Origin of the sequence: Nonomuraea sp. PA05, assembly GCF_008086045.1 — a bacterium.
GTDB lineage: Bacteria > Actinomycetota > Actinomycetes > Streptosporangiales > Streptosporangiaceae > Nonomuraea > Nonomuraea monospora.
In genome coordinates, this window is the sequence record NZ_VSEY01000002.1 from 120194 (window position 1) to 132899 (window position 12706).

A 12706-nucleotide genomic window follows, 5' to 3' on the forward strand; every position below is an offset into this window, starting at 1 on the left:
CGCCGGGGGCACGATTGTCGCGGGGGGCTACGCGCCGATGACTTTACGCATGCATTTCTCGGGGGAAGACCTTGCGCGGGTCCGGGTGGCCGCGGCGCCCGATCCATTGTGGGAGGTCCTGCTCAGCGTTCACCTGCTGGGAAAACGCGAGGGCGCCGCGGTGTTCGGCGGCTGGCGGCGGCGGGCGCGGCAGACGCTGGCCCCCGACATGCGGCTGCTCTTCTCGCTCGCCCCGCCCTGGGGTTACTCCGCGGACTTCCTGACCCCGTCAGGGGCGCCCGGCGACTTCGGCGCCGCCGTCGAGACGGTGCTCGCCACGCCCCGCCGGCGGCTGCGCGGCGACGTCGAGCGGCTGGAGGGCCGCCCGTCGCCCGATCTGGCCGACCTGAGCCGCGGCCGGCCGCCCGCGCTGCGGCTGCTCGGCGCGGCGATGACGGGTTACCACCGCCGCACCGTCGCCCCGTACTGGAGCTCGATCGACACGGCGGTGCGCGCGGAGCGGGCCAGGCTGGCGCACGAGTTCCTCGGAGGCGGAGCGGAAGCGGCGCTCGCGGCGCTGCGGCCGTTCGCGATCTGGCAGCCTCCGGTGCTGTCCCTGCCGCTGCACCCCGCCGACCGGGACGTCCGCCTGGACGGCCGCGGCCTGGTGCTGATCCCGTCGTTCTTCTGCTGGCGGGCCCCCACCACGCTGCAGGACCCCACCGGCCCGCAGGTGCTCGTCTACCCGGTCAGGCACGACCCGGCCTGGCTCACCGACGACCCGGCGCAGCCGTCACGCTCGCTCCGCAGGCTGCTGGGCGCCACCCGGGCGAGCGTGCTGGCGGCGGTGGCCGACGCCCCGGCCACCACCACCGGCCTGGCCCTGCGCGCCGGCATCTCGCCGGCCTCCGCCAGCGAGCACGCCAGGATCCTCCAGAACGCCGGGCTGCTCACCGCCAGCCGTGAGGGCAACCGCGTCTACCACGTCCTGACGGAGCTGGGCGCCCGCATGCTGCGCGGCTCAGCGCCCTCGCACTAGACCCGTTCCAGCTCGATGACCAGCGCGGACGCGGGCCGCAACGCCGGGGCGGGCAGCCCCAGCTCTCCCAGCACCGCGCCGGTGAGCCGCACCGGTGCGGCGGCCCACTCCGGCATCAGCACCCGCTCGGGCACGGGGCCGGCGACGCGCACCTCGTACACGGCCTCGGGGTCGAGCCCCGGCAGCCGCAGCGGGCCGGGCTCGATCGCGAGCCTGGAGCTGAGCTGCGCGTACGCGAACACGGCCCGCTCCGGCAGCACCACCCCGTGCAGCAGCTCCGCAGGATCGGCGAGGTCGGCGCGCACCACCCGCCCGGCGTGCAGCACCGGCCGCAGCCGCTTGTGCAGCGCGATCCAGGTGGCCAGCTCGTCGCGCTCCTCCTCGCCGGCCGCGGTCAGGTCCCATTCCACGCCCATGTGCCCGAACAGGGCGGTGGCGGCGCGGAAGGCGAGCGGCACCGACCGGCCGGTGACGTGGTCGCGCGGCGCGCCGACGTGGCAGCCCATCCGCTCCGGCGGCACCAGCAGGCCCGTCCAGCGCTGGATGTGCTGCCGGTCGAGCGCGTCGTTGCTGTCGGAGGTCCACACCCGGTCGGTGCGGGCCAGCACGCCGTAGTCGACGCGCGCGCCGCCCGACGAGCACGACTCGATCTCCAGCCCGGGGTGGCGGGCGCGCAGCTCGTCCAGCAGCCGGTAGGTGGCCAGCGTCTGCGCGTGCACGCCCGGCACGCCGTCGTGCACCGGCTCGGCGATGTCGCGGTTGTGGTCCCACTTGATGTAGTCGAGCGCGTACTCGCCGACGAGCGTGTCCAGCCGCTCCAGCAGGTACGCGTACGCCTCGGGCCTGGCCAGGTCTAGCACCTGCTGGTGGCGCTGCGGCGGCGGCATGCGCTCGGCGTGCCCGAGTATCCAGTCGGGGTGCTCGCGGGCCAGGTCGGAGTCGGGGTTGACCATCTCGGGCTCGAACCACAGGCCGAACTGCATGCCGAGCTTGCGCACCCGGTCGGCCAGCGGGTGCAGGCCGTCCGGCCAGACGCCCTCGTCCACGTACCAGTCGCCGAGGCCCGCCCGGTCGTGGCGGCGGTGGCGGAACCAGCCGTCGTCGAGCACGAACCGCTCGATCCCGGCGGCGGCGGCCAGGTCGGCCAGCTCCAGCAGCCGGTCGAGGCCGTGGTCGAAGTAGGTGGCCTCCCAGTTGTTCAGCGTGACGGGGCGCACCGGCAGCGGGCGGGCCCGCAGGTGGCCGTGCAGCCGGGCGCTCGCGTCGTCCAGTCCGGCGCCGGACCAGGTGAAGTACACCCAGGGCGTGCTGTACCGCTCGCCCTCGGCGAGCACGACCTCGCCCGGTTCGAGCAGCTCGCCCGCGCCGAGCAGCGCCACGCCCTCGGCCAGCCGCTCGGCGTAGTGCACGTGGTCGCCGCTCCAGCCGGCGTGCACCGCCCACACCTCGCCGCGGCGGAACCCGAACCCCTCGGTGCCCGCCACCAGCAGCCCTGTCGCGTCGTGCCCGGTGCGTCCGCGCCGGTTCTCCCTCGACCACACGCCCTGCCCGAACGCGCCGCGCTGCGGCACCTTCTCCAGCGCCCACCGGCCGGTGAAGTCGAGCAGCTCACCGGCCCGCGCGGGCACCGGCAGCACGCACACCAGCCCGGCCACCCGGTACGGCGAAGCAGCGGCGTTGGTCAGCGTGTGCCGCATCCGCACCAGGCCGCCGCCGTCCATCACCAGCTCGCTCGACAACCGCAGCCCGGCCCTGGCGTCGGAGGCCGTCATGGTCACCGAGCCGCCGGAGCCGGGCTCGGCCGCCACGTCGATCCCGTCAACCGTCCACCGCACCGGCCAGTGCTCTCCGTCCCTGCCGCCGGACAGGCCGGGCCGGCCGTACCAGCCGTCGCCCTGGGCGGGCAGCAGGCGCGGCGCGGGGCCGGCCAGCGCGGGCAGCAGGCCGGCCGCGGCGACGGGCCCGAGGCTCGCGCCGAAGTGCCGGACGCGTGGCAGGCCGGGGCCGGAGTCGTCGAGCACCAGCGCGACGCCCGCGGCGGAAAGGATCACAGGAGACAAGTCGGGCTCCTATCGCAGGGAGGGGGATACCTGTTCAGCGCTACGACGCTACCTCGCCCGCTCCGGCGGGCGCACGACGAGGCCCCTCCGGCGGGCGGGCGCCGGAGGGGCCGGGGGGATGGACCGGGAGGAGACTCAGACGGAGATGCGCCCGGCGCCCGCGCCCGCCGTCACGATCGACTTGACGCCGGAGGCCCCGTCGAGCGAGTAGGAGTAGGGGATGGAGGCGACGCTGCCGCCGCTCTGCCCGCTGCCGGAGCCGACGAAGTGGTTGTTCCTGGCGACCAGCGTGCCGGGCCCGGAGTCACCCTCGCCGAGGTGGAAGGGGTCGTCGGTGTTCTCGAAGTAGTTGCCCTCGACGAGCACGCCCGCGCCCTCGGTGGAGGCGACGCCGTAGCCGCCGACGTTGCCGTAGTAGTTGTTGTAGACGTGCACCGGGTTGCCGAACCGCACGCGCGGGTGGCGCTGGTTGGTGCCGTCGAACCAGTTGTGGTGGTATGTGACGCGCAGGTGCCCGCGGTCCTCGCCGCCGTTGCCGTCGTCGTGGCCGAGCAGCATGACCTTGTCGTGGCTGGTGACCTTGTTCCAGGAGATGGTGACGTAGTCGCTGGCCCGCTTGACGTCCACGGCGCCGTCGTAGCCGTCGGTGAAGGTGTTGTGGTCGATGAAGACGCGGGTCGAGTACTGCACGTTGATCGCGTCGTCGTTCCAGCCGCGGAAGGTGAGGTTGCGGACGATCACGTTCGAGGCCTCGGAGATGTTGAACCCGCAGCCGGAGATCACCGCGCCCGAGTTGCCCAGCACGGTCTTGTTGGAGGCCACGCGGAGCATGCCGGAGCAGGAGATCGTCCCGGACACTCTGATCACCGCGGCGCTGCCGGACGACAGAGCGCTGGTCAGGGCGGAGGCGCTGGTGACGGTGGTCGGGGAGGCGTTGCCGCCGCCGGTGGTGCCGCCGCCCTGGGTGGCCCAGCCGACGAGACCGGTGGGGTTGCCGGGCGGAGGCGTGGTGGGCGGGTCCGTCGGGTCGGTCGGCGGGTCGGTGGGGATGCTGCCGGCCGGCACGAGCCGCCACTGCTTGGTGGCGACGGAGTCGCACGAGTTCTGCTGCACCAGGGCGCCGGAGGCGGTCGCGTTGTCCTTGATGTTGAGGCACTTGCCGCCGTTGGCGTTGACGACCCTGACGGTGGCGCCCGACTCGGGCAGCGTCCAGGTCTGGGAGGAGGCGCCGCTGCAACTTTCCTGCTGCACGGCCTTGCCCGCGGAGGTGCTGGCGTCCCTGACGCCCGCGCACTTGCCGCTGTGCGCGGCCTTGAGCGTGTAGCCGCCGCCGCTCGCCGCCAGCGCCCAGGTCTGCGCGGCGCCGCCGCAGGCGCTCTGCGTGAGCTGCACGCCGTCGGACGCGCTGGATCCCGGCACGGTGAGGCACAGGCCGCTGCCGTTGTTCACCACGGTGTACGCTCCGGGCGCGGGCGCGGCGGCGGCCGTGGAGCCGCCCGTGGAGGCGCTCGCGACTCCGGCCACCGTGGCGCCGGTCAGGGCCAGGACGATCGCGATGAGGGCAGCCGCGCTGCCGTTGATGGTCTGTCGCACGATCCACGCTCCTTGCTGTTGGCCTGACGTCCCCCCAGCGAGCGACCCACACGCTAGGTAAGCGCTTTCCGACTGTCAATCGTCCCTGAAACTTTCATCACCCCGCCCTCGACCTGCGCGAGTGGCTTTAAGTCGCTCGATCGTTTAGGTTAGGCTCACCTAATCCAGATCGGAGATTTCGGGGATGACCGAGCCCTTTCACATGTTCCACGTACGGGTGGACCGGCTCGAACGGCTGAGCCCGTCGTTCCTGCGGGTGACCTTCACCGGGGACGACCTGCACCACTTCGCCGACAACGGCTTCGACCAGCGGGTCAAGCTCTTCCTCCCGGTCCCCGAGCACGGCATGGCCCACCTGCCCACCGGTCAGGACTGGTACCAGCGCTGGCGCGAGCTGGACACCGCCAGGCGCAACCCGATGCGCACCTACACCGCCAGAACGGTCCGCCCCGAGGCCGGGGAGGTGGACGTGGACATCGTCATGCACCCCGACGGCGGCCCCGTCGCCCGCTGGGCGGAGGGCGTGCAGCCTGGCGACGTCGCCGCGCTCTTCGGCCCGCACTCCCGCTTCGACGGCCGCCACGGCGGGCTGGAGTTCCACCCGCCCGCCGGCACCGGCTGCGTGCTCATCGCCGGCGACGAGACCGCCGTGCCCGCCATCTGCGCCATCCTGGAGCGCCTGCCCGCCCACCTGAACGGCGAGGTGCTCCTGGAGGTGCCCTGCGACGACGACGCCCTGCCGGTCGAGACGCCCGCCTCCGTCAAGGTCACCTGGCTGGCCAGGAACGGCGGCGAGCGCGGCGCTCAGCTCGTGCCCGCCGTCCGCGCCGCCGCCGGCCGCCTGCTCCCGTCGAACGCCGCCCCCGCCGGGTCCGCCGACTTCGTGGACGTGGACGTGGACACCGATGAGCTGTGGGAGGTGCCGCCGGAGGAGGAGGTCGACTACGGCCCGATGTACGCGTGGCTGGCCGGCGAGGCGTCCGTGATCAAGACGCTCCGCCGGCACCTCGTGGCCGAGCGCGGCATGGACCGGCGCTCGGTGGCGTTCATGGGCTACTGGCGCGAGGGCCGTGCCGAGAACACCGGCTGATCACGGGTCATGGGCTGCGGGTCGGTGACGGGGTCGTCTCCGCGGCCGTGCCGCCGGGCAGCGGCGCGATCACGTTGTTGACCAGCGCGGTCGCCGCCGTCGTCGCCACCGCGATGGACACCGCGGCCAGCGGGGCGGCCAGGGCGCGCAGCGTGCGCACGTTCCTGACCCGCCCCCACGGCTCGCCCGCCAGCCACATGAGCCGCCACTCCCACCACAGCCCCAGCCCGATGCTGACCACGGCGGTGTTGCCCACCGCGACGAGCACCCCGGCGAGCGGCTCGCCCAGCGTGGACGGCACCACGCCGCCGCTGGAGGCCACGAGCAGCGTCAGCATGTACGTGGGCAGCTCGACGAGCAGCGCGGTCACGAAGAGCGACAGGCACTTGGCGACCGGGTGCGTGCCGCGCACCCGCGGGTAGAAGTAGCCGAACACCATGCACAGCAGGGGCAGCGACACCACCGCCAGCGCGGCCGCGGCCAGCTCGGGCACGCCGGTCTGGCCCGCGCGCACCGACTCCACGATCCGCACGGCCGAGAACGGCAGCGACAGCCCCAGTCCGACCCAGAACGAGGCCAGCCCGTTCTGCCACGGGGTCCGCCCGGCCAGGGTGCTGAGCGCGAGGTCGGAGTCGAGCGTCCCGTCGCGCTCGTCGCCCGCCCGCTCCAGCGCCTGCCGCCGCTGCTCGAAGTCGTCGCCCTCCCCCGGCTGCCGCAGCAGCGCCGTCAGCGCCGTACGGGCCGACCGGCGTTTGATCATGTCCCGGACGAGCAGCCGGTGCTCGTCGGCCGGCACCGGGCGCAGCAGCTCGGCCCGCGGAGCCGGCAGCAGCACGAACACACCGGCCCACACCAGCAGCATCAGGACGCCGACGGCGAGCCCGGTGGCCTGCAACCGCGCGAACAGCAGCAGGAACACCGCCGTGTGGAAGGCCGCCGGCTCGGTGAGCCCCTCGTGATCCTGGCCGAAGCGGCGCATCCGCACGACCAGCATCATCAGCGCCAGCAGCGGCAGGCCGAGGTAGACCACCGTCATGGCCACGCTGAACACCTCGTCCCACGCCATGGACGCCCAGGTGCTGCGATCGTCCAGGTAGGTCAGCGCGTAGACCGGCACGCCGAACACCACCGACGTCACCAGCAGCCACCGCGCCGCGCCCGGCACCGTCCACCGGTGACTCGCCTCGCTCGACCAGCCGAACACCGTCGCGAGCCAGCCCAGCGCCAGCAGCGCCACCCACATGAGGTGCGGCGGGCCGAACCCGGCCACCACCGCCATGGCGGCGAGCATCCCCCCGGCCCCCAGCAGCGTCAGGCCGGTCCGCGTCAGGCCGCCGCGCAGCCGGGGCACGGCGGCCGTCACGGCCGCCGCGACCGCCAGCACCCCGGTCGCGGGCCAGGGCCCGAAGGCGGACGCCAGCGGCCAGGCCGCCAGGACGAGCCCCGCCAGCGCGGCGAACACCGCCGCCACCGCCACCGGCAGGTCGCTGTGCCCCCTGGCGGCCCGGCAGGTGGAGAACAACGCCAGCCCGGAGACGCCCGCCACCAGTGTCCACACCGTGAACTCCAGCAACCCGGACTCGGTGGCGAACAGGTACACCGCGCCCCCGCCCACGCCCAGAGCGGCCAGCGGCCAGTTGCGCCGGCGGCGCCACCACGCGCCGCCGAGGGCGCGCGCGAGGGCGTGCAGGAAGATCAGCACGGCCGCCGCCATCGCCGTCACCAGCGACGCCGTCCAGGCCCGCCCCACGAAGGTGTCGGGATCCCCGAGGTTCCACAGGGTCACGGGCTCCGTGTCGTCCTCGGCGCCCGGCGGGTCCTCGAACTCGCCGCCCTCCAGGAACGCCGCCAGCATCCTGTCCTCGCCGAGGTACCCGGCCACGGACGCGTTGCGGCCGTCCCTGATGAAGGCCATCCGCGCCGGTCGGCCGCCGTTCAGGCGCAGCAGATGCGCGTCCTGCGCCAGCGGCGGCGGGCCGCTCACCCCGGCCACCGTCCAGCCGGTGGCCGAGGCGACGATCTCGTGGGCGTTCAGCGGGGGCTCGGCCGCGGGCCAGGGCGGCGTGTACGCGATGCCGGCGTAGGCCTCCGTGACCGTGGAGGCCGTGCCGTAGTACAGGCCGGTGTAGGTGATGACGGCCTCGCCCGAGCCCGGCTCCGCCCTGACGACCGGGGCGGAGTACTCCAGGTCCAGCAGCGACTGGGACGTCTCCACGTCGAACGTGCCCAGCCTGCTCTCCAGGAACGCGGCCGCGTTGTAGCCCGCCGCGCCCGCCCGCAACGCCGCCACGTCGGGGTCGTCGACGGGCACCCGCATCTCGTGGACGAGCCCCACTCTGACGAAGGCCTGGCCGGGGTCGGGCTCGGCCGTCGTGTGCTCTCCCGCCGGGTGGTCACGCCACTCGCCCGTCCTGGCCGGGGCGAGCGTGATGCGCGTCGTGGCGACCCGTTCCCGCGCGGCGCTCTCCGGCGGGCCGTCGCCTGCCGCGATCTCCAGCTCGGCGCTGCCGAACCGGGTGCCGCACCGGGCGAACACGTGGTACCTGCCGGGCGCGAGCGCGGGGTCCAGGGCGGCGTCCGCGTGCGTGGTCGTCCCGGACGGGTCGCGCGTGAACGCGGGGCTGCCCGCGAACGCGCCGGACTGGGCGACGGTCTCGGCCGGCGGGCTCGCGCAGTCGGCGCTCAGCCGCACCGACCGCGTGCCGGGAGGCACGCGGCGCGGCTCGACGGTGAGGAGCAGCTCGCCCGCCGTGAACTCCTCGACCGGCTCGGACGCGGACTCCGCCGGCGGGTGGACGGTGGGAGTCATCCGGGAGACCGTCCACAGCCCCGCGCCGAACAGGAGCAGCATGGCGGCCACGGCGATCCCGCCGCGCAGCGCCACTCTCCCCGCCATCAGTGCAGCTCCGGAGAGCTCCCCAGCACCGTGCGCAGCTCCCCCCGCCTGGGCGGTCTGGCCCAGGTCACGCCGGGACCGCCGGCGGCGACCAGGCGGGGGACGACCTCGCGCAGCAGCGTCTCCGCATCGGCGTCCGGCCGCTGGGCGCGGGCCTCGCGGTAGAGGTCGAGCACCCGGGCCAGGTCCAGCATCAGCGTGTTCGCCTCCTCCGTCACGAGCGCCCCGTCACCCTGAACGGGCTCCTCCCTGGCGGCCAGCGACTTGATCGGCGTGCCGTTGACGTGCGTGAGCGCCTTCTCCCCACCCTCGGGAACGCTCTCGTCGCCCGGCACGGTGACCTGCAACGCTCCAACGACCGGCTCGGCCGTCCAGCCCTTCGGGCGCACGGCCTGGCCCACGGCGGCGGCGAAGGCGGCGGCGTCCATGCCGTCCACCTCCTCCTCCAGCCAGCCGGGCCGCAGGTGCAGCACCCCCGGCCGCTCGGCCCCCGCCACCCGTTCCAGCAGCGTCTCGACCGTCCCCTGCGGGTCGTGCAGCGCCGCGTCCCCCCGGGCCGCGAACGCGTCGGCGAGCAGGTGCAGGGAGATCAGCCGCGGCGGCTCGTACGTGCTGAGCACCCCCTGCTCGGCTCCCACCCGCAACGCCCCGCCCGCCTCGTGGCAGGCCCGCAGGCCCTCCGTGAACGCCGCCCGCGCCTCGGACGTCAGCAGCAGCTCCCACCCCCGTTTCGGCTCCGCCTCGGACGCGCTCCCGGCGTTCGCCGGGTCCTCGCCGGAGGTTCCGTTCCGGCGGAGCCACCAGGCCACCGCGCCCACCACGGCGGCGGCCAGTACTGCGACTGCGATTAACACGATCTTGGTTCGCTTTCCCCTCGTATCCCAACAGGGCTAGCAGCGTAGTGATCGCCTCCGACAAATACCGAAATTTCGGTAAATTGGGATAGGGGGAAGCGGGCCGCCCACTACCGCGGCGAAGGATGAAGTTTCTTCTATCTGGTAACAGGAATTGTTTTCCTGAGGAATTCTCCTGTCTACCCGAATCGCCGCCGCCCTCTCGACGCGTACGTACAGGCATGTACACTCCACATCGGAAGCACACAGTCGCTCTATGTGACGCATGCATGACCTCTGGTGCCAAGGGCGGGTCCGCGCTACCGACAGGATGATCCCGGCCCTGAGAGAGCGCGGAGCCGGATATGGATCCACTACACCTGACCACCAGCCGCCACAACGGGACGCTCATGGTGAGCGTGGCCGGCGAGCTCGACATCGCCACCACCGAGCTGCTCCGCAGCCACCTGCTCGCGCTGCTGCAGGAGGCCGGTCACTCGCAGGCTCCCGGCACGGAGCTGGTCATCGAGGTGAGCCGGCTGTCCTTCATCGACGCGGCCGGGCTCGGCATCCTCGTCTCCGTCCAGAACCAGGCCGCCCACCAGCACACCCCCCTGCACATCGAGGGCGTGCCCCCCAACATGCGCCGCCTGCTCCGCATCACCGGCCTCGACCAGCACCTCACCTGAGGGCGCCGGTAGGTTGTCACGCGTGCCTACGATTCAGGTTCCCGATCAGATACCTCTCAAGCTGGAGGACGGGTTCGAACGGATCACGCGGGAGCTGAAGCTGCCCGGCGGTTTCACCCGTGCCGTGCTCGACGAGGCCGCGTGGGTGGCCAAGGTGCCGCGGCTGGACGCCGAGGACCTGACGCACGTCCCGTTCGTGACCATCGACCCGCCCGGCTCGATGGACCTCGACCAGGCCGTGCACCTCGAACGGCTGCGCGCCGGCTACCGCGTCTGGTACGCCATCGCCGACGTCGGCGCGTTCGTCCGGCCCGGCGGCGTGATCGACGCCGAGGCCCGCGCCCGCGGCGAGACCGTCTACCTGCCGGCGGGCAAGGTGCCGCTGCACCCGCCCGTGCTGTCAGAAGGCGCGGCCAGCCTGCTGCCCGGCGCGCTGCGGCCCGCCGTCGTGTGGCGCGTCGACCTCGACTCCGACGGCCGCCCCGTGGGCGCCGACGTCCAGCGCGCCCTCGTCCGCAGCCGCGAGCGCTACGACTACGACTACGTGCAGGCCGTGCACGACACCGGCACCGCCGACGGCGTCCTCGAACTGCTCGCCGAGATCGGCGAGCTCAGGCTGGCGCTCGAACGCGAGCGCGGCGGCGTCACCCTGCCCACCCCCGACCAGGAAGTGGTGCGCGACGACGGCGGCTACCGGCTGGAGTTCCGGCTGCCCCTGCCCGCCGAGGCGTGGAACGCGCAGATCTCCCTGCTCACCGGCATGGCCGCCGCCACCATGATGCTCGACGCCGAGATCGGCCTGCTCCGCGTCCTGCCCCGCCCCCAGCCCGGCGACCTGGCCAAGGTACGGCGGGTCGCGCAGGCCCTCGGCGTCCCGTGGCCAGAAGGCGCCGGCTACGGCGCCGTGGTGCACGGCCTCGACCCCAAGGCCGGGCGGCACGCGGCGTTCCTGCACGAGTCGAAGGTGCTGCTGCGCGGCGCCGGCTACGTCGCCTTCGACGGCGCCCCGCCCCGGCTCGCCGAACACGCCGCCGTCGCGGCCCCCTACGCGCACGTCACCGCCCCGCTGCGGCGCCTGGCCGACCGCTACGCGACCGAGGTCTGCCTGGCGGTCGCGGCAGGCGAACCCGTCCCCGCATCCGTCCGCGCCGCCCTCCCCCTCCTGCCCGACCTGATGGCCGCGTCGGGGCGGCGAGCGGGGGCGGTGGAGCGGGCGTGCGTGGACCTGGTGGAGGCGTTCCTGCTGCGGGATCGGATCGGGCAGGCGTTCGAGGCCGTGGTGATCGACGTGGACGAGCGGCGGGGCGGTGGGCAGGTGCAGCTCGTGGATCCGGCGGTGATCGGGCGGTGCGACGGTGCGCTGCCTCTGGGGGAGCAGGTCACGGTACGGCTCACCCAGGCCGACCCGTCCACCCGCGAGGTCCGCTTCACCATCGCCACCTGACACCCGCCGCCCGCCCCTGCTCGAACACGCCGATCATGCGACCCGCCACCGCCTCGGTGCGGGACGACCCGGCACCACCTCTACGTGGGGCGCCAGGCCGACCCCGCACCGCCCCCACGGGCGCCGGCCGAGGCAGTGACGCGCCGTCGCCCGCCGTCGGCGTGGGTGGCGCGAGCGCGGGCCCGAGCAGGCGCAGGCGTAGGCATGGGTGCCGGCGTCGGCGGCGGCGCGAGCGGACGCAGATGCGGGCGCAGGCACGGGCGCAGGTGCGGGCGCGGGCGGACGCAGGTGCGGGCGCAGGTGCGGGCGGGCGCAGGTGCGGGCGGGCGCAGGTGCGGGCGGGCGCAGGTGCGGGCGGGCGCAGGTGCGGGCGCGAGCGGGCGCAGGTGGCGGTGGTGAGGGCTGGCGGGGTCCGCGGTGTTCAGAACGTCGGCGGCGGTGAGGCCGGTTTGGCGCGCATGCCCTCGCAGATGACCTCCGCCATCCGCACCGCCCCACCCCGCGCCCGGGCCCGGCGCTCGGCGGCCAGGCAGCCGCGCAGCAGGTCGTGCACGTCCTGCGGCGCCAAGTCGGCCCGCACCGCCCCGACCCGTTGCGCCCGTGCCAGCAGCCTGGCCAGCGCGGCGGCGAAGTCGTCGGCCAGCGTGGAGCCGGGCCGCAGCGCCATCCCGGACCCGCTCTCGAGCATGTCGCACAGCGCCTGGTTGGCCGCGGCCTGCTCGACCACCGTCGTGAACCAGCCGAAGAAGGCCCGGCCCGCGTCCTCGGCGGTGGCCAGCGCTCTGGCGTCGGCCACGAACCGCTCGATCCGGCCCAGCAGCACCGCCTCGACCAGCGCCTCCCTGGTCGGGAAGTGCCGGTAGACGGTGCCGACCCCGAAGCCGGCCCGCCGGGCGATCTCGTCGAAGGAGATCGTCAAGCCGTCGCTGGCCAGCGCCTCCTGCGCGATCTGCAGGACCCGCTCGCGGTTGCGGCGGGCGTCGGCGCGCAGTGGCCTGGCGGCGCTGTGATCGTCGCCCATGACCTCGACCTGCCTTCGGGACAAACGGAGAGAGCTCTCCGATTCTATCGGGGATCTTGCCG

The 12706-nt window shown here is 74.1% G+C and carries 9 protein-coding genes; 4 read left to right on the forward strand and 5 right to left on the reverse strand.

The window, feature by feature from the left end:
• Window positions 1-49 precede the first annotated feature (49 nt).
• Window positions 50-1018, forward strand: coding sequence for an ArsR/SmtB family transcription factor (locus FXF51_RS03590; protein WP_148432791.1), 969 nt, complete (start codon window positions 50-52; stop codon window positions 1016-1018).
• Here the strand turns inward: FXF51_RS03590 and FXF51_RS03595 are convergent.
• Together FXF51_RS03595 and FXF51_RS03600 are read right to left on the reverse strand one after the other, a co-directional pair.
• Window positions 1015-3078, reverse strand: coding sequence for an alpha-galactosidase (locus FXF51_RS03595; protein WP_148432792.1), 2064 nt, complete (start codon window positions 3076-3078; stop codon window positions 1015-1017). The genes FXF51_RS03590 and FXF51_RS03595 overlap by 4 nt on opposite strands.
• A gap of 135 nt (window positions 3079-3213) precedes the next feature.
• Window positions 3214-4671, reverse strand: coding sequence for an RICIN domain-containing protein (locus FXF51_RS03600; protein ID WP_148432793.1), 1458 nt, complete (start codon window positions 4669-4671; stop codon window positions 3214-3216).
• A gap of 184 nt (window positions 4672-4855) precedes the next feature.
• Here FXF51_RS03600 and FXF51_RS03605 point away from each other — a divergent pair, with 184 nt between their 5' ends.
• A complete protein-coding gene (locus FXF51_RS03605) occupies window positions 4856-5761 on the forward strand; it encodes a siderophore-interacting protein (RefSeq protein WP_148432794.1) in 906 nt (301 codons plus the stop codon).
• A gap of 7 nt (window positions 5762-5768) precedes the next feature.
• Here the strand turns inward: FXF51_RS03605 and FXF51_RS03610 are convergent, their stop codons facing one another.
• Together FXF51_RS03610 and FXF51_RS03615 are read right to left on the reverse strand one after the other, a co-directional pair.
• Window positions 5769-8657: a hypothetical protein gene (locus FXF51_RS03610; RefSeq protein WP_148432795.1), complete on the reverse strand. Its 2889-nt coding sequence runs from the start codon at window positions 8655-8657 to the stop codon at window positions 5769-5771.
• On the reverse strand, window positions 8657-9511 hold the full coding sequence (locus FXF51_RS03615) for a hypothetical protein (RefSeq protein WP_148432796.1): 855 nt from the start codon (window positions 9509-9511) through the stop codon (window positions 8657-8659). The genes FXF51_RS03610 and FXF51_RS03615 overlap by 1 nt, the downstream gene beginning before the upstream one ends.
• Window positions 9512-9855: 344 nt before the next feature.
• Between FXF51_RS03615 and FXF51_RS03620 the strand changes: the two genes are divergently transcribed.
• Both FXF51_RS03620 and FXF51_RS03625 read left to right on the forward strand, forming a co-directional pair.
• A complete protein-coding gene (locus FXF51_RS03620; RefSeq protein WP_148432797.1) occupies window positions 9856-10179 on the forward strand; it encodes an STAS domain-containing protein in 324 nt (107 codons plus the stop codon).
• A gap of 22 nt (window positions 10180-10201) precedes the next feature.
• Window positions 10202-11623, forward strand: coding sequence for an RNB domain-containing ribonuclease (locus tag FXF51_RS03625; protein WP_262379270.1), 1422 nt, complete (start codon window positions 10202-10204; stop codon window positions 11621-11623).
• A gap of 421 nt (window positions 11624-12044) precedes the next feature.
• Here FXF51_RS03625 and FXF51_RS03635 read toward each other — a convergent pair whose 3' ends face one another.
• A complete protein-coding gene (locus FXF51_RS03635) occupies window positions 12045-12644 on the reverse strand; it encodes a TetR/AcrR family transcriptional regulator (protein ID WP_148432798.1) in 600 nt (199 codons plus the stop codon).
• Between the last annotated feature and the right edge of the window lie 62 nt (window positions 12645-12706).